This window comes from Streptomyces sp. HNM0645, from assembly GCF_030056615.1.
GTDB lineage: Bacteria > Actinomycetota > Actinomycetes > Streptomycetales > Streptomycetaceae > Streptomyces > Streptomyces marianii.
Window position 1 is genome coordinate 164,802 of sequence record NZ_JASHLT010000006.1, and the last position, 16,593, is coordinate 181,394.

The following is a 16,593-nucleotide window of genomic DNA, read 5'->3' on the forward strand; positions in this document are numbered from 1 at the left end:
TGCCGGCAACGGCCGTCAGCCCGGCGTGACCAGCCTCGCCTCGTAGGCGAACACCGCCGCCTGCGTCCGGTCGCGCAACCCCAGCTTCACCAGGATCCTGCTGACGTGGGTCTTGATCGTGGACTCCGCGACGACGAGGTGCGAGGCGATCTCCGCGTTCGACAGACCCTGCGCGATCAGGACGAGTACCTCCGTCTCGCGTTCGGTCAGATCGCCGATCCGGGCGAGGGCGGGCGTCCTGGGCTCCGCCGAGATCCGGGAGAACTCCGTGATCAGCCTGCGAGTGACGGTCGGCGCGAGCAGGGCCTCGCCGGCCGCCACCACCCGTACCCCGTCAGCCAGTTGGCGGGCGGAGGCGTCCTTCAGCAGGAAGCCGGAGGCACCGGCGCGCAGCGCCTGGTACACGTACTCGTCCAGGTCGAAGGTCGTCAGCACCAGCACCTTCGCGTCGCTGTCGGCCGCGACGATCTCCCGGGTGGCCTCGATGCCGTTGAGCTCGGGCATGCGGATGTCCATCAGGACCACGTCGGGGCGCAGGGCGTCGACCTGCGCGACCGCCTCCCGGCCGTTGACCGCCTCGCCGATCACCTCGATGTCGGGCATGGCGTTCAGCAGGACGGAGAAGCCCTCGCGGACCATCGCCTGGTCGTCGACGATGAGGACGCGGATGGTCATGCGGTCTCGTCCTTCGCGACGGGGAGGAACACGGCGACCTCGTAGCCGCCGTCCTCCGTGGGGCCGGTGGTCATCTCGCCGTTCAGCATGGAGACGCGCTCGCGCATCCCCGTGAGGCCGTGGCCGGTTCCGGTGGAGAGGGGCGGGCGGAGCCCTCGTTCGGAGGAGCCGGCGGGGTGACGCGCGGGTTTCACCGGGCCGCGGGCCGGGGCGTTGACGACGCGGACGCCGAGCCCGCCGAGGACGTACGACACCTCGACCTTCGCGGACGCGCCCGGCGCATGGCGCAGAGCGTTGCTCAGGGCCTCCTGGACGATGCGGTACGCCGAGAGCTCGACGCCCGGGGGGAGCGGCCGGACCGCTCCGGTGACCGCGAGTGAGACCTCGAGGCCGGCGTCCCGGACGTTCCCCAGCAGACCGTCGAGATCGGCGAGGGTCGGCTGGGGCGCGTCGGGGGCCTCGTAGTCCTCCGCCCGTACGACACCGAGGACGCGGCGCAGTTCGGCGAGCGCGGCCACGGCGTTCTCCCTGATCGTCGCGAACGCCTGCTCGAGCTCGGGCGGCGGGTTCTCCACGCGGTAGGGAGCGGCCTCCGCCTGGATGGCGACGACCGACATGTGGTGGGCGACCACGTCGTGCAGTTCGCGGGCGATGGTGGTGCGCTCCTCCAGCAGGGTGCGCCGGTCGCGCTCGACGGCGGTGACGCTCTGCTGGGCCGCGACCTCGCGCTCCGCGTCCCTGCGGACCTGCGCCAGTGCCACGACGAGCAGCGCGACGGCGGCGACGAACATCAGCGGTGCGGTGACGCCGGGATAGCCGCGGCCGAGGACGGACTCGGCGAACAGGCCGTACGTCCCGGTCAGCAGCCACATCCAGAAGGCGGCCCGCGGCCGGGTCCGTGCCGCGACGACGGTGAGCACGGCGAGATGGGAGGCCATGGTGGCCGGTGCCCACGGCCACTCGCCCCATGTTCCGGCGAGGACCGCGAGGAACGGCGTCGTGGCGAGCGAGGCCCAGAAGGCCAGCACCGGACGGACCAGCGTCATCAGCACCGTGGCCGCGGGAACCGCCGCGAGGACGAGGAGGACGAGGCCGAAGGCATCGGCGGTGGTGGAGGCGCCGATGAGCAGCACCAGCAGGGCGCCGCCCGCGACGACCGCGTGCGGGGTCCAGGCGGCGTACCGGCGGATCCGCGCCGGCAGCCGCCGGACCACCGGTCCGTCGCCCGCCAGCGGAGCCAGCGGCCGGTACGCGAAGGCGTCGTGGATGAGGTCCTGCCGCAGCCCGCCGAGCGCGCCCATGGCCAGGCGGAACTCGGGGCTGCGGCTGTCGGCTGCGGTGCGCGGTATGCGCTGCGTGGTCGGCGTGTCGGTCACGTCAGCAAAGGTACGGCCGGAGTACGGACGCGGTCGTCACCTGTGGTGGGGATCCTTCCGCGTCCGTCCCAGGTACTACTCGGGTCCTCCCGGGTCAGGCACGGAACGCGGGCGCGTGCTCGGCGGCCCACTCGGCGAAGGTCCGCGCCGGGCGGCCGGTGACCCTCCGCACGGTGTCGACGACGGTCCGGCCCTCGGGCGGGGTGTTGCCGTACACGTCGAGCAGGAAGTCGACCGCGTCCTGCGGCAGACCGGCGGCCCGCCACCTCGAGACCGCCTCGTCCGGGGTGAGTTCCGTCAGTGCGATGTCCCGGCCCCGGGCCTTCGCGAGCGTGTCCACCTTGTCCTGCAGGCTCAGCACCTCGGGCCCGGTGATCAGGTACGTCTCCCGGTCGTGGCCGTCCTCGGTGAGGGCGACCGCGGCGACGGCTCCGATGTCGGCCTCGTGGACCATGGCGCTGAGCCGGTCGATGAACGGCTCGCCGACCGTGTCCTCGGCGCGGATCCCGTCGGCCCACGCCAGTGCGTTCGCCATGAACTCGACCGGCATCAGCACCGTCCAGGCGAGACCGCTCTTCTGCACGGCGTCCTGGAGCGGGGTGTCACCGCCGCCGTTCAGCACGGTGATCCGCCGCACCCCGGCCTCACGGGCGAGTGCGACGATCTCCGGTCCGGTCTCCAGCGGGGCCGTGTACTCCCCGCCGAAGGTGATGAGGTGCAGTCCGGTGACACCCCCCAGGGCCGGTGCCAGGCTCGCCGGATCGGTGAGGTCGCCGCGGACCGCCTCGGCGCCCGCAGGCAGCGAGGCGCGGGCCCGGCCGGGGTCGCGGGTCAGGGCGCGGACCGTGTGCCCGCGGTCGAGCAGTTGGGCGACGACCTGGCGGCCGACCGTCCCGGTGGCTCCGGCGACGAGGATCTTCTGGGGGTGCGTGGGGTTCGTCATGCGCTCACCGTAGGAAGGCTTGCGGACACCTTCCGTCCGCGTCTCTTCCGTGCACGGCACCCGGTGGCGACCGCCGCGCCCGCCGGGGCGGGGCGGAAGCCGTCACCAGGCGAGCTGCGCGATCTCCTCCGCCACCACCGCACAGGCGTCCGCCGACGGGTCGATGAGCGGGAAGTGGCCGACGTCGCCGAGCAGGGTGAGACCGACCGTCTCGCCCGCCTTCGCGGCCGCGTCGACGAAGGACTCGGCGACGGCCTGTGGGACGACGGTGTCCTCGCGGCCCTGGACGACGGCCGTGGCGATCCCGGTGGGCAGCAGCACGGCCGGATCCGCGGAGCCCGCGCGCGCCTCGAACTCCGCGTCCCCGCCGAGGAGCTGGTGCACCGCCCCGCCGCAGACGTCCAGCTCGGCCGCCCGCCCCAGGTCGGCGATCGGCGCCAGTGCGACGACCCCGCGCAACCGCGGCGCGGCCGGGAGCCGCCAGGGCGAACCCGCCGGCAGCACGTGCCGGGCGGCCGCCCACAGCGCGAGATGCCCGCCCGCCGAATGGCCGGTGAGGACCGTGCGCCGCGGGTCGGCCTGCGGCAGCGCCGTGCGGGCCAGCTCCGGCAGCGCGTCCATCGCCGCCGCGACGTCGTCGAACGTCTCCGGCCAGCGCCCGGCGACCGGCCCGCCGCCGCCCTCCTCGCCGCGCTGCTGGGGCAGCGACGCACCCCTGCGGTACTCCACGTTCGCCACGGCGAAACCGCGCCGCGCCAGGAAGTCCGCGAACGGGGTGACGTGCTGCCGGTCGTACGGCGCCCGCCACGCCCCGCCGTGCAGCACCACCACGAGCGGCGCCGGCTCCCGGCCCTCACGCGGCGCGTAGAAGTCGACGACCTGGTCCGGGTGTTCGCCGTAGGCCGCCGAGGCGTCCGGTGCGACGGCCGGGTGCGACAGGGCCGAGGCCTCCTCGGCGGCGTCGCGAGCGGCGGCGGGGTCCGGCATGCTGCTCCAACCTTTCGGTGAGGGGGCCGAGTCGGCCTGGCCAGCCGGGACGGTACCAGGCCGACTCGGCCCCTGTGATCAGCCGCCGGCCGCGGAGTTCGCCGCGGCCAGGACCTCGGCGAGGACCCGTGCCGCGCGCTCGGTGTCCGCGAAGCCGACGTACAGCGGGGTGAAGCCGAAGCGCAGCACGTCGGGGCGGCGCAGATCGCCGACCACACCGCGTGCGATCAGGGACTCCATGACCGCGGGTGCGTCGGGGCAGGCCAGCGCCACCTGGCTGCCCCGCTCGGCGTGCGCGGCCGGGGTGAGCGAGGTGACCCTGCCGCGCGGCACGTACGCCTCGACGCACTCGAGGAAGAAGTCGGTGAGGGCGAGGCTCTTGGCCCGCACCGCCTCCACCGTGACCCCGTCCCACACGTCGAGCGCCGCCTCCAGCGCCAGCATCGAGAGGATGTCGGGCGTGCCGACCCGGCCGCGCACCGCACCCTCGGCCGGTGTGTAGCCGCGGGTCATCCCGAAGGGGTCGGCGTGCGAGTTCCAGCCGGGCAGCGGCGAGTCGAAGCGGTCCTGGTGGCGTTCGGCCACGTACAGGTACGCGGGCGAACCCGGCCCGCCGTTGAGGTACTTGTACGTGCAGCCGACCGCGAGGTCCACCCCGTGCTCGTCGAGGCCGACGGGCAGCGCGCCCGCGCTGTGGCACAGGTCCCAGACGGCGAGCGCGCCCCGCTGGTGCAGTGCGGCCGTGATCCCGGGCAGGTCGTGGAGGCGGCCGGTGCGGTAGTCGACGTGGTTCACCAGCGCGGCGGCCGTGCGCGGGCCCACCGCGTCCGGAACGTCGGCGGGGTCGACGACGACCGTCCGGTGGCCGGTGAGCCGGGCGGCCGACTCGGCGATGTACCCGTCGGTGGGGAAGGTCGTGGCGTCGACGAGGATCTCGTCACGGCCCTCGGGCGCCATCCGCACCGCCGCGACCACGGCCTTGAAGACGTTCACGCTCGTGGAGTCGCCGACGACGACCTGACCGGGGGCGGCCCCGACGAGTGGGGCTATCCGCTCGCCGATCCGCTCCGGCGCCGTCCACCAGCCGCTCTCGTCCCAGGAGCGGATGCGCAGTTCGCCCCACTGCCTGCCGATGACGTCGGCCATCCGGTCCCGGACGTGGCGCGGCAGGGCGCCGAGCGAGTTCCCGTCCAGGTAGACCGTGCCGTCGTCGAGCGCGAACAGCTCACGCCGCTCGGCCAGTCCATCCGCCGCGTCCAGCTTCGCGGCCCGCTCCGTCAGACGCGTCTCAGACATGGCTGCGCGCCGTCCACAGCTCGGGGAACACGTTCTTGGCGGCACGCTTCTCCAGCCAGGCGACGCCGGCGGAGCCCCCGGTACCCGCCTTGGCGCCCATGGCGCGCCGGGTGGCGACGAGGTGGTCGTTGCGCCAGCGCCACACCAGTTCACCGACGTCGGTCAGCGCCTCGCCGAGGCGGACGAGCTCGGCGTCCTGGTCCTCGCTCGCGTACACCTCCGCCCACACCCGCTCGACCTCGGGCGACGGCTCGTAGCGCTGCGACAGGTCGCGGTCGAGGACGGACCGCGGAACGGGCAGGCCGCGGCGGGCGAGCAGCCGGAGCACCTCGTCGTAGAGGCTCGGCTCGTGCAGGGCCTTCTCCAACTCGGCGTGGACGCGCGGGGCGCCGCGGTGCGGCACCAGCATGGACGCGGACTTCTCACCGAGCAGGAACTCCATCCGCCGGTACATCGCGGACTGGAAGCCGGAGCCCTCGCCGAGGGCGCTGCGGTAGGCGTTGAACTGCACGGGGGTGAGTTGCGCGAGCGGCCGCCAGGAGGCGTTGAGCGCGTCCAGCTCCCGCACGGAGCGCTTCAGCGCGTCCATCGCGACGGGCACCTCGTCGCGGCGCAGCGCCCGGGAGGCGGTCTCCCACTCGTGGACGATGACGGTGAACCAGAGCTCCATCACCTGGGTGGTCACCAGGAACACCATCTCGCCGGGATCGTCGGAGAGGGGGTGCTGGAGGTGGGTGAGGACGTCCGCCTGGACGTAGTCCTCGTACGGGGTCGTGCCCGCGAAGTCGAGGTTCGGGGTGACCGAACCCGCTCCGGAGGCATCGGGAAATTGCGACATTCGCCGTCTCCTGACACATGTGTCCGGGTAGCGGTCCGCTCCTTCCGTAGGTGGTCTCGGAGCCCCGGTCCCCTGCGCGCATCATAAACACGGGTCCCGCCGGTGACGCGAGGGGCGGGTGCCCGGTCGGGGCACCCGCCCCTCGTGCGGATCGGATCGGCGGGGCTCAGCCGAGAGTGTCGGCCGCCGTCTCGGACGAGTCGCGCAGGAACGTGCTGCAGCGCTCGTACTCGCCCTGCTCGCCGATCGCCTGCGCGGCGCGGGCGAGCGCGTGCAGGGCACGCAGGAAGCCGCGGTTCGGCTCGTGCTCCCACGGCACCGGGCCGTGGCCCTTCCAGCCGCTGCGGCGCAGCGCGTCCAGGCCCCGGTGGTATCCCGTACGCGCGTACGCGTACGACTCGACGACCCGCCCGGCCTCGAACGCCTCGTCGGCGAGCTGGGCCCAGGCGAGCGAGGAGGTGGGGTACTTCGCGGCGACATCGGCGGGGGCCGTGCCGTTCGCGAGCATCTCCCGCGGCTCGGGATCGTCGGGCAGGTGGGTGGGGGGCGGTCCCCCCAGCAGGTTCTCGTGGATGGCCATGGGTTCAGTGTCACAGGTCGCCGGCGGATCCGTGGAGCCGGTGCCCGCCCGTGCCGCGACGGCGTCGTCCTCTCCGGCCGGGTCCGGGACGCGCCGGGACGGGGGCCGTGACGTGCGACGGAGCAGGGCCGCGGGGAGACGGCGGGCGGAGGCGGCACGCGGCGGAGCGGCGGAGCGTGGATGAGGCGCCGTGTGGATGGGGCGGTGGCGGTCGTCCCGGGGCCGTGACCCCCGCCACGGCGTCATCCGGGTCGTCGATCCGTCCGGCCGCCCCCGGTGTCCCCGCGCTCCGGCTCGGGCACCGGCTCCAGAGGTGGCGCGCCCACACCGCAGTGCACCTTGCATGCGGCATGGCCGGGCACCTCCGCCGGCCGCCGCACCATGGCCCACGCCAGCACCGCGCCCACCACGAGGATCAGCGCGCACAGGGGCATCGCCCGGGCGAAGGCCGCCGCGAACTGCTCCGGAATCCGGTACGCCTCCGGCCCCATCCCGGCCAGCATCGGCAGCGCGGCCACGGCGAGCAACCCGGCGGCCCGGGCCGCCGCGTTGTTGACACCGCTGGCGATCCCGGCCCGCGCGGTGTCCACGGACGCCAGCACGGTCGCGGTCAGCGGGGCCACCAGGATCACCATCCCCAGGCCCAGCACCAGCAGCGCGGGCAGCACATCGGCGGCGTAGGCGGCGTCGGGTCCGACACGCAGCATCAGCAGCATCCCGGCCGCGCACAGCAGCGGCCCGACGGTGAGCGGGATGCGCGGTCCGATCCGCTCGCCCAGCTGGCCGGCCTCTGCGGAGAGCAGCAGCATCAGCACGGTGGTGGGCAGCAGCGCGGTACCGGCGGCCAGGGCCGAGTAGCCCGAGACGACCTGGAGTTGCAGGGCGGTGAGGAAGAAGAAGCCGCTGAACCCCGCGTACACGCAGACGGTGACCAGATTCACCGCCGTGAACAGCCGGGAGCGGAAGATGGACACCGGCAGCATCGGATCCTTCCGGCGCTGTTCCAGCCGGACGAACACGGCGCCCGTGAGCACGCCGGCGACCCCTGTCCACCACGAGCCGTCGATCAGCGCGTACGTCACCAGCGCGAGGCTCAGCGCCCCCAGCGCCGCGCCCAGCACATCGAAACGGCCGTGCGCCGCGGGGTCCTTCGACTCGGGGACACGGCGCATCGCCACGGGCACGCACAGGGCGGCCAGCGGCACGTTCAGCAGGAAGACCCACCGCCAGCCGGGGCCGTCGACGAGCCATCCGCCGACGAACGGCCCGACCGCCGCGCCGACGCCGCCGAAGCCGGACCACAGCCCCACGGCCCTGGCCCGGTCGTCCGGGTGGAAGCTCGCCTGGATCAGCGCGAGCGACCCCGGAGTGAGCAGCGCCCCGCCGACGCCCTGCAGGGCCCGGGCGACGATCAGCACACCGGCGTTCGGCGCCAGTCCGCAGGCGAGCGACGCCAGCGCGAACCACACCACTCCGACGAGGAACACGCGCCGGCGCCCGTACCGGTCCCCCAGCGCCCCGCCCAGCAGGATCAGCCCCGCGAGGGTGAGCATGTAGGCGTTGACGGTCCACTGGAGTTGGGCGAGATCGGCGTCGAGGTCCTCACCGATGTGGGGCAGGGCGACATTGACGACGGTGGAGTCGAGCATGGCCATGCTGGACCCGAGGACGGTCGTCAGGACGATCCAGCGCCCGGTGGCCGACGCGAGCCTGATGTCCATAGGGCGAATCATTCCGCCCCACGGTTATCCCGGCGACCCGGCTGCGGGTCGTGGAACCGCGGCCGGAGCGGCTCGGTACAGGGCCCGCGCGGGGCGGGCCGGAGACCAGGGCCGGACCCGGTCCGGGGGCTCGGCTCGCTCCGGTCCCGGCCGGGCCCACGGCCGGGGGCACGAGCCGGTCGGCCCCGGGCGGCGGCGTCAGACCAGCCGGGTCAGGGCCCGCACCAGCGCCTCCGCGCCCGCTTCCGCCTTGGACCGGGGACACCCCAGATTGAGGCGGACGAAGCCGTGGGCCCCGTACACCGCGCCCGGCATGATCGCGACGCGTTCCCGCTCGACCAGCTCCCGCTGCAACGCCTCGTCGTCCACGCCCAGCGCCCGGAGGTCGATCCACGCCAGGTACCCCGCCTGCGGCGGCTCCCAGCCGAGGACCGGGAAGGCCGACCGCAGCCGCTCCTCCAGCATCGCCAGGTTGCCCGCCACATAGCCGCGGGCGGCGTCCAGCCATCCGGCCCCGTCCCGGTACGCGGCGACGTGCGCCGTCAGCGAGAGCACGGCCGGGGAGGCGAGCCCCTCACCCGTCTCCATCCGCCGGACGAACGCCGCATGCTCCTCCGGGTCGCCGATGATCCCGTAGGAGCCGTTCAGCGCCGGGAAGTTGAACGCCTTCGACGCCGAGGTGACCAGGGCCCACCGCCCCCGGTCGTCCGCGAACCGGGTCCACGGCANAGCGAGAGCACGGCCGGGGAGGCGAGCCCCTCACCCGTCTCCATCCGCCGGACGAACGCCGCATGCTCCTCCGGGTCGCCGATGATCCCGTAGGAGCCGTTCAGCGCCGGGAAGTTGAACGCCTTCGACGCCGAGGTGACCAGGGCCCACCGCCCCCGGTCGTCCGCGAACCGGGTCCACGGCAGGTGCCGGTGCCCGTCGTGCACGAAGTCCGCGTGGATCTCGTCCGAGATCACGGCGACCCCGTACGTCTCCGCCAGCAGGGAGAACCCCTTCAGCTCGTCCTCGGTCCACACCCGTCCGGTGGGGTTGTGGGGCGAGCATAGGATCAGCACCTTCGCGTCCGTCCGGGCCAGCTCCCGCTCCAGCCCCGCCCCGTCGCCCACCGCGACCCCCCGGAGCCGGCGCCCGAGGCCCGTCACCGCCTTGCGGAATCCGTCGTACGTGGGGGTGTGGACGACGACCCCGTCCCCCGGCTCCGTCCACATCCGCAGCAGTTGCGACACCTGGTTGAGGACCGACGGTGCGTACACGATCCGCTCCGGATCGAGCGCGGTGTCGTGCCGCCGGGCGTACCAGCCGCGTATCGCCTCGCGGAACGCGCCGAGCCGCCAGTCGGTGTACCCGAAGACCCCGTGTGCGAGGCGCTCGCGCAGCGCGTCCAGCACCTGCGGCGGCGACGCGAAATCCATGTCGGAGATGGTGAACGGCAGCAGTCCGTCCGCGCCGAACCGGTCGGCGGCACCGTCCCACTGCACGCTGGCGGTGCCCCGCCGGTCGACGGGGGTGTCGAAGTCGTACGGAGCGTGGTGCGTCAACGTCGGATCCCTCCGGACAGGACGAAGGCCCGGCACCGTTCGCCGGTACCGGGCCTCACGTCGGCTGGGTCTCGTCCCGCTCGCCTCGGCCTGCCGCCGGTTACTTCATCCTGTTGCCGGCGGCGCGCAGCACCTGGCAGGCCTCGAGGACACGCTTCGACATGCCCGCCTCGGCCGCCTTGCCCCAGGTGCGCGGGTCGTAGGTCTTCTTGGAGCCGACCTCGCCGTCGACCTTCAGCACACCGTCGTAGTTCTTGAACATGTGGTCCGCGACGGGGCGGGTGAAGGCGTACTGGGTGTCGGTGTCGAGGTTCATCTTGACGACGCCGTTCTCCAGCGCGACCGCGATCTCCTCGGCCGTGGAGCCGGAGCCGCCGTGGAAGACGAAGTCGAACGGCTCGGACTTGCCGTACTTGGCGCCGACCCCCTCCTGGAGCTCCTTCAGCAGCTCGGGGCGGAGCACGACGTTGCCCGGCTTGTAGACGCCGTGGACATTGCCGAAGGACGCGGCCAGCAGGTAGCGGCCCTTCTCGCCCAGGCCGAGCGCCTCGGCGGTGCGGATGGCGTCCTCGACGGTGGTGTACAGCTCGTCGTTGATCTCGTGCGAGACGCCGTCCTCCTCACCGCCGGTCGGGGTGATCTCGACCTCGAGGATGATCTTGGCGGCGGCCGCACCGGCCAGCAGTTCCTGGGCGACGGACAGGTTGTCGGCGAGGGTCTCGGCCGAGCCGTCCCACATGTGCGACTGGAAGAGAGGGTTCTGCCCCTGGGCGACACGCTGCTCGGAGATGGCCAGGAGCGGGCGGACGTAGCCGTCCAGCTTGTCCTTCGGGCAGTGGTCGGTGTGCAGGGCGATGTTGACCGGGTACTTGTCGGCCACGATGTGCGCGAACTCGGCGAGGGCGACGGCGCCGGTCACCATGTCCTTGTTGTACTGGCCACCCAGGAACTCCGCACCACCGGTGGAGATCTGGACGATGCCGTCGCTCTCGGCCTCCGCGAAACCGCGCAGCGCAGCGTGCAGGGTCTGGGACGAGGTGACGTTGATGGCCGGGTAGGCGAACTTGCCTGCCTTCGCCCGGTCGAGCATCTCGTTGTAGACCTCGGGGGTTGCGATGGGCATCTGTCCGCTCCTTGTGATGTGCGGTTTGCGTTGCTTGGCACCCTGACCTGGGGGCGACGTCATCGTCGCACCTATCTTCCCANCCGGTCGAGCATCTCGTTGTAGACCTCGGGGGTTGCGATGGGCATCTGTCCGCTCCTTGTGATGTGCGGTTTGCGTTGCTTGGCACCCTGACCTGGGGGCGACGTCATCGTCGCACCTATCTTCCCAGACGCCCATGGGGGCTCAGGGGACAAGGGGCGGGACGTTTCACGTGAAACGCCCGCCCTTTGCGATAAGCGCAGGTCAGATCCGGCCGCCGGAATCAGGCGAGACCGAGGTCCGACAGTTCGAATCCGGTCAGATAGGGCAGCCCCGCCTCGGCGATCGCCCCTGCGGCGCCGCGGTCCACGATCGTGGCCACGGCGACGACCTCGCCGCCGGCCTCACGAACGGCCTCCACCGCGGTGAGCGGCGAACCACCGGTCGTGGAGGTGTCCTCGACGACGAGGCAGCGGCGGCCGTTGACGTCCGCGCCCTCGATACGCCGCTGCATCCCGTGCGTCTTCTGGGCCTTCCGCACGACGAACGCGTCCAGGCGCCCGCCGCGGGCGGCGGAGGCGTGCAGCATCGCGGTCGCGACGGGGTCGGCGCCCAGCGTCAGACCACCGACGCAGTCGAAGTCCAGGTCCTTGGTCAGATCGAGCATGACCTGGCCGACCATGGGCGCGGCCTCACCGTCCAGCGTGATCCGGCGGAGGTCGATGTAGTAGTCGGCCTCACGACCCGAGGAGAGGGTCACTTTGCCGTGCACCACGGCCTTGTCCTTGATCTGCTGGAGCAGCTCAGCACGTACGTCAGTCATGGCCATGAGCTTAGGCCCTGCTCTGCGGCCCCGGCCGGGACCGCCTCCGGCGCCCGCCACGCTCCGAGCCCACCGGCGCGGGCCCCGCGCCGGTGTCGCCTCCGAACCCCGGCCCGGCCGCCCGGCACCGGAGGGCGCCGCCGCTGGTGCCGTATCAGGCGACGTTCGCCCCGTCGCGGCGCCCGGCACGGCGACTCGCGGCGTTGCCGGATCAACCGAGTGGGCCCACCACGAGGCCGATCCGGCGCCTTGCGATCCTTCCCCCCGGCCCGGAGGGCCGGGGGAGACCCCGTGCACCGGACGCCGCTCCCTGACGGGCAGACCCCGCCTGACACGGCACGGGCTAGACGAGCCGTCGCCACGACCATGTCGTCGCGATCTCGAGGGGGTCGATGGGCGTGACCAGGCGCGGGTGCGTGTTGAGGCCGTTCGGCGGGCCGGACTGCGGCTCGACGCAGACCGCCTCCTCCTGCTCGTCGTAGACGACCACCCACTCGGTTCGGCTCTTCACCGTCAGTTCCAGCTGTTCCGGCCAGGTGAGGGTGACGTCGACACCGTCCTCCATGCCGAAGCAGTCGTCCCAGGGGCCGGGCGTCGGCCCGATCCGCCGGCCGGTGGGCAGGTAGTCGGAGCCACGCTCCTCCTGCCAGTCGGCGATGAAGTCGAGCCGGACCCCCTTGGCGTCGGGGAAGGCGTGGCGCTGGAACCACGGGTGCCAGCCCGCCTGGGCGGGGAACGAGTCGTCGTACGTCTCCACGCCGAGTTGGAGCGTCAGTGAGTCCTCGCTCAGCTCGAACGTCTGGGTGACGAGCCCCGTGTACGGCCAGGGTTCGCCGAGCTCGTAGGTGAAGACGGCCTCGGTGGGGCCGGTACGGGCGGTCCGCCACGCGGTGTCCCGGCCGGTGCCGTGGATGGCGTGCGGCGGGTTGTTGACGGGCAGCTGGTGCTCCACACCGCCGTTGCGGAAGCGGCCGTTCTCGGTACGGCCGCACCAGGGAACCATCGGGAAGCAGCCGTATCGCTCGCCCTGCCGCAGCAGCTCGGTGCCCGCGATGCGCAAGCTGCCGATGCGGCAGCCGTTGCGCGGAGTGACGGTCAACTCGACGTCGCCGGCGGTGAGCCGGACGTTCTGTTCGCTACTCACACCCCGACCCTACTGGCGGACGGCCGGGCGCGCCCGAGTCGCGTGGGCCGGTCGGGGGCCCTCGGCTACCTGCGGCGGCGCAGTGCCCGTCCGACGACGACGGCGGAGGCGATGGCGAGCGCGGCGGCGGGGGCGACCCAGCGCAGCGTGCTTCCGGCGGAGGTGGGCTGGGGTGCCGGGACGGGTGCGTACCGGCCGCGCGGCGGTGCGTGGTCCACCTCCTCCGCACTGCGGCCGATCATCGTCCGGCGGGCGTGGGCCGCTTCGGCGGGCGGCTCGTCGTCCTCGCCGAACACCTCGTCGGCCAGGGGGTCCAGCGACGAGGGGGGCACATCGACCCCGAACAGGGGCGCGTTCTCGTCCTGGTCGTCCGCCGCGTCCTCGAGCGCATCGCTCCCGTTCGCCGAAGCCCCCGCCGGGTCACCGCCCGGGGCAGGGGACGCGCCTCCGGCCGTCGCGTCCGGCCGCCCTGCCGCGTCGGCCCCGCCGGCGGCCGCGTCGGCGGCCGCGTCGGCGTCGGCGACCGGGGCGGTCCTGTCGGCCGTGCCAGAGTCGCTCGCGGGTGTGGCTCCGGCCGCGGACGCGCTGCCGGACTCGTCCGGACCGGCAGGTGCGCCCGCGTCCTCGTCCGCGGCGGCCGCCCCGCGCGTGTCGTCCTCCGCCGTGGCACCCAGGGACGACGCGAAGCGGTCGAGCAGCCGGATCGCGGCCTGTTCGGCCCTTCCGGGGGCCGCCTCGGCGAGACGGCCGTCCGCATGGGCCGTTCCGGTGAAGACGAGCGCGGTGCCGCCCTCCGCCTCGGTGAGCCGGAGGGTCAGTGCCAGCTTGGCCGAGCCGTGGCCACGGGCCTCGGTGCCCTCACCCTCGACGGCGAAGCCGCCGTCCCGTTCGGAGATCCGGAGCGCACCGCGGTAGGTGATCGTGTGACCGCCCACACGGACCTTCAGGCGGCCCGCGAGCGGGCCCGCCGACGCGTCGGCGTCCCGCTGTAGTCCCGGAACGCACCGGGCAACCCGCGCGGGGTCGGCCAGCGTCCGCCGAAGCCTGTCTGCCGGTACCGGAACGAACACCTCATGCTCCATGGGAACCGAGCCTACTCAGCCCCGGCCCGACGGGGGCCCTTCTGCGCGGAACCGGCACAGTCCACGGCCCTCACTCGGCGTACCGCGGGCGCAGCAGCGTCGACGGCGGGACGTCCCGGGGACGCTCGTCCTCGACGCCGAGCACCCCGGGCCCGAGGGGCGGCGGGGCGCCCCGCGCCGCGGGGACCGCGAGGACGAAGCCGCGGTCGGGCCGGCCAGGCGCGCGGTACGGCCGGGTCGTGAAGCCCGCGGCACGGATCGTGGACTCGACCGTCCAGTACGCGTGCGGGCGCGCCCCCACCGCTCCCGCGTGCACGGCGAGCCGTCCGCCGTCCGCGAGGACCCCGGCGGCGAGCCCGTAGAACTCCTGCGAGTACAGCTTGGTGCTGGGCGTGACGCCCGGGTCCGGCAGGTCCGAGACCACCACGTCGTAGGCGTGGCGGGGTGCCGACGCGCCCCGCAGCCAGCGGAACGCGTCCGCGTACACGACCTTCAGCCGCGGGTCCCGGTACACCTGCCCGTTCAGCGCGGACAGCGCCGGATCGGTGCGCGCCAGGTGCACCATCCCCGGGTCCAGTTCGACCACGGTGACCGAGCGCACCCCCGGGTGGCGCAGCACCTCGCGCGCCGCCATTCCGTCACCGCCGCCGAGGACCAGCACCCGCGCGTGCGGGCCCCGGCGCATCGCCGGATGCACCAGCGCCCGGTGGTGCCGGTCGTCGGCCCCACCGCTCATCTGCAGCCGGCCGTCCAGGAACAGATCGACCGGCCCGTCCTCCGCACCGGTGAGGACGACCTCCTGCACCCCGGTGTGCACGGCCACCCGCACCGGCTCGCCGTACACGGCCCGCCGCGCGGCGGCCTCGAAGTCGGCGACCAGCGCCGTGGCGGTGGCCAGCACGGCCAGGACGGTCAGGTTCGTCCCGAGCAGCCACCACCTCGACCGTGGCGAGATGTCCCGCCGGAACAGCCACAGCACCAGCGCCCCGCCCGCCACCGCGTTCACCGCGCCCGTGAGCAGCGCACCGGTCAGCTGGCCGAGCCATGGCAGCAGCAGGAACGGGAACGCGAGACCGCCGACGAGCGCGCCCACGTAGTCGGCCGCGAAGAGGTCGGCGACCGTGCCCGCGGCGTCCTCCTCGCCCCGGCCGCCGCGCCGGGACGCCCGCTGGATCAGACTCATCAGCAACGGGATCTCGGCGCCGATCAGCACCCCGATCGCGAGTGAGAAGGCAACCAACGCGTACCGGGCCTCACCGAGCCAGGCGAACGCCGCGTACAGCACGAAGGCCGAGCAGCCGCCGATCAGCGCGAGCGCCGCCTCCACCAGTCCGAAGCCGACGGCGGCGTGGCAGCGCAGGCGCTTGGCGAGGAGCGAACCGACGCCCATCGCGAAGACCATGACCGAGAGGACGACGGACGCCTGGGTGACGGAGTCGCCGATCAAGTACGAGGCGAGGGCGACCAGTTCCAGCTCGTACACCAGACCGCAGGCGGCGCAGACGAAGACCACGAGGAGGACGAGGAACCGGCCCGTGTCCGGACGGACGGGCGGTGGCCGCATCCCGCCCTGCACCGGTGCTGACACAGGCTGGTCGATCATGCCGTAACGCTACGTCACTCATCCATACCGAAGCGTCACCCACACGGGTGCAACCGCCCCGAAATGCCGCGGCGACGGTTGGGGTCAGCGCGGGGCGGGCACGCGTGCGCCGACGTGGGTGCGGGTCACTACCAACTGGCCCTCCTGCGGGTACGCGTGCCAGGTCCGCCACCGCACCTGGCCGTCCACCTGCTGGGCGACCATCGCCGTGAACGCGTGCGGCGAGCCGGGGAACGTGCCGGCCAACCCGTGCGGATGGTCCGCCACCAGCGCCAGCAACTCCTGCGCGCGCCCCGCGAAAGAGCCCTCGGACAGCGTCTCCACGCGCGCGGCGAACTCGTACTCCCAGTGCCCGAGCCGCCGCGCCACGCCCAAGGGCAGCGGTGTGCTGCGGCCTGGCATGCACGCCACCGTCTCGGAGCAGATGCCGTGCTCCCCTTCGAGCAGCACCTGGTGCGAGGCGCCCAGAAGTCTCAACTGCAGCTTCGTACCAGCCAGTTCCAGATCGAGCTCGGCGAGCGCGGGCAGCGGCTCCCGACCCAGTGCCCAGGCCAGGTCGGCCGCGCGGGTGTCGGTATAGGAGGTCTTCAGGGTCGTGAGCATGGGTCGGCTCCGCAAAACACGCGTGACGGGTGGACCGGGGCGCCCCGGAGGCAGCACAGGGAGGGTGGGGGATCTGCCGACTCGGGTCCACAGACGGTCCGAGGGCTGGATGTTCTCAACAGCGAGGGAACCATGAAGTACGCGGCGTCCACAGTGCTTTTACCCAACTTGACGTGCATTCCATCCCCTGGGGGGCCTTACGGTTCAACTGTTCAACAGAAACCCATGACG

14 protein-coding genes and 2 pseudogenes are annotated in these 16,593 nt (G+C 73.2%); all 16 read right to left on the reverse strand.

The window, feature by feature from the left end; genetic code table 11:
- Positions 1-15 precede the first annotated feature (15 nt).
- Positions 16-675, reverse strand: a complete 660-nt coding sequence (locus QMZ92_RS05690; RefSeq protein ID WP_283296128.1) for a response regulator — start codon at positions 673-675, stop codon at positions 16-18.
- Complete coding sequence (locus QMZ92_RS05695; RefSeq protein ID WP_283296129.1) at positions 672-2,051, reverse strand: sensor histidine kinase; 1,380 nt, start codon at positions 2,049-2,051, stop codon at positions 672-674. Before QMZ92_RS05695 ends, QMZ92_RS05690 begins: the two co-directional genes overlap by 4 nt.
- A gap of 94 nt (positions 2,052-2,145) precedes the next feature.
- Positions 2,146-2,994 (reverse strand): NAD(P)H-binding protein, encoded by an 849-nt coding sequence (locus tag QMZ92_RS05700; RefSeq protein WP_283296130.1) that lies wholly within the window; start codon positions 2,992-2,994, stop codon positions 2,146-2,148.
- 102 nt (positions 2,995-3,096) lie between these two features.
- A complete protein-coding gene (locus QMZ92_RS05705; RefSeq protein WP_283296131.1) occupies positions 3,097-3,981 on the reverse strand; it encodes an alpha/beta hydrolase in 885 nt (294 codons plus the stop codon).
- Positions 3,982-4,059: 78 nt separating this feature from the next.
- Positions 4,060-5,277: a kynureninase gene (gene kynU / locus QMZ92_RS05710; protein ID WP_283296132.1), complete on the reverse strand. Its 1,218-nt coding sequence runs from the start codon at positions 5,275-5,277 to the stop codon at positions 4,060-4,062.
- Positions 5,270-6,115, reverse strand: coding sequence for a tryptophan 2,3-dioxygenase (gene kynA / locus QMZ92_RS05715; RefSeq protein ID WP_283296133.1), 846 nt, complete (start codon positions 6,113-6,115; stop codon positions 5,270-5,272). Before kynA ends, kynU begins: the two co-directional genes overlap by 8 nt.
- 166 nt (positions 6,116-6,281) lie before the next feature.
- On the reverse strand, positions 6,282-6,695 hold the full coding sequence (locus tag QMZ92_RS05720; protein ID WP_283296134.1) for a DUF3151 domain-containing protein: 414 nt from the start codon (positions 6,693-6,695) through the stop codon (positions 6,282-6,284).
- A gap of 242 nt (positions 6,696-6,937) precedes the next feature.
- Positions 6,938-8,416 carry an MFS transporter gene (locus tag QMZ92_RS05725; protein WP_283296135.1) on the reverse strand — a complete coding sequence of 493 codons (1,479 nt, stop codon included), beginning with the start codon at positions 8,414-8,416 and terminating at the stop codon, positions 6,938-6,940.
- Between the two features lie 198 nt (positions 8,417-8,614).
- A pseudogene (locus tag QMZ92_RS05730) lies at positions 8,615-9,142 on the reverse strand (aminotransferase class I/II-fold pyridoxal phosphate-dependent enzyme); the annotation flags it as partial.
- 5 nt (positions 9,143-9,147) lie between these two features.
- A pseudogene (locus QMZ92_RS05735) lies at positions 9,148-9,861 on the reverse strand (aminotransferase class I/II-fold pyridoxal phosphate-dependent enzyme); the annotation flags it as partial.
- 202 nt (positions 9,862-10,063) lie between these two features.
- Positions 10,064-11,086, reverse strand: coding sequence for a class II fructose-bisphosphate aldolase (gene fbaA / locus QMZ92_RS05740; protein ID WP_283296136.1), 1,023 nt, complete (start codon positions 11,084-11,086; stop codon positions 10,064-10,066).
- Between the two features lie 304 nt (positions 11,087-11,390).
- A complete protein-coding gene (pyrE, locus tag QMZ92_RS05745; protein WP_283296137.1) occupies positions 11,391-11,930 on the reverse strand; it encodes an orotate phosphoribosyltransferase in 540 nt (179 codons plus the stop codon).
- 343 nt (positions 11,931-12,273) lie between these two features.
- Positions 12,274-13,074 (reverse strand): aldose epimerase family protein, encoded by an 801-nt coding sequence (locus QMZ92_RS05750; protein ID WP_283296138.1) that lies wholly within the window; start codon positions 13,072-13,074, stop codon positions 12,274-12,276.
- A gap of 65 nt (positions 13,075-13,139) precedes the next feature.
- Positions 13,140-14,156: an SRPBCC family protein gene (locus tag QMZ92_RS05755; RefSeq protein ID WP_283296139.1), complete on the reverse strand. Its 1,017-nt coding sequence runs from the start codon at positions 14,154-14,156 to the stop codon at positions 13,140-13,142.
- 70 nt (positions 14,157-14,226) lie between these two features.
- Positions 14,227-15,759, reverse strand: a complete 1,533-nt coding sequence (locus QMZ92_RS05760; RefSeq protein ID WP_283296140.1) for a polyamine aminopropyltransferase — start codon at positions 15,757-15,759, stop codon at positions 14,227-14,229.
- 84 nt (positions 15,760-15,843) lie between these two features.
- Positions 15,844-16,362, reverse strand: a complete 519-nt coding sequence (locus QMZ92_RS05765) for a DUF2617 family protein (protein WP_283296141.1) — start codon at positions 16,360-16,362, stop codon at positions 15,844-15,846.
- Positions 16,363-16,593: the final 231 nt, after the last annotated feature.

What these genes read in the sequence shown, in the direction of transcription:
- QMZ92_RS05760 (WP_283296140.1), bottom strand. Translation starts at nt 15,759, where the DNA reads ATGATCGACCAGCCTGTGTCAGCACCGGTGCAGGGCGGGATGCGGCCA.
- QMZ92_RS05765 (WP_283296141.1), bottom strand. Translation starts at nt 16,362, where the DNA reads ATGCTCACGACCCTGAAGACCTCCTATACCGACACCCGCGCGGCCGAC.
- QMZ92_RS05700 (WP_283296130.1), bottom strand. Translation starts at nt 2,994, where the DNA reads ATGACGAACCCCACGCACCCCCAGAAGATCCTCGTCGCCGGAGCCACC.
- QMZ92_RS05720 (WP_283296134.1), bottom strand. Translation starts at nt 6,695, where the DNA reads ATGGCCATCCACGAGAACCTGCTGGGGGGACCGCCCCCCACCCACCTG.
- QMZ92_RS05725 (WP_283296135.1), bottom strand. Translation starts at nt 8,416, where the DNA reads ATGGACATCAGGCTCGCGTCGGCCACCGGGCGCTGGATCGTCCTGACG.
- pyrE (WP_283296137.1), bottom strand. Translation starts at nt 11,930, where the DNA reads ATGACTGACGTACGTGCTGAGCTGCTCCAGCAGATCAAGGACAAGGCC.
- QMZ92_RS05755 (WP_283296139.1), bottom strand. Translation starts at nt 14,156, where the DNA reads ATGGAGCATGAGGTGTTCGTTCCGGTACCGGCAGACAGGCTTCGGCGG.
- QMZ92_RS05690 (WP_283296128.1), bottom strand. Translation starts at nt 675, where the DNA reads ATGACCATCCGCGTCCTCATCGTCGACGACCAGGCGATGGTCCGCGAG.
- QMZ92_RS05705 (WP_283296131.1), bottom strand. Translation starts at nt 3,981, where the DNA reads ATGCCGGACCCCGCCGCCGCTCGCGACGCCGCCGAGGAGGCCTCGGCC.
- fbaA (WP_283296136.1), bottom strand. Translation starts at nt 11,086, where the DNA reads ATGCCCATCGCAACCCCCGAGGTCTACAACGAGATGCTCGACCGGGCG.
- kynU (WP_283296132.1), bottom strand. Translation starts at nt 5,277, where the DNA reads ATGTCTGAGACGCGTCTGACGGAGCGGGCCGCGAAGCTGGACGCGGCG.
- kynA (WP_283296133.1), bottom strand. Translation starts at nt 6,115, where the DNA reads ATGTCGCAATTTCCCGATGCCTCCGGAGCGGGTTCGGTCACCCCGAAC.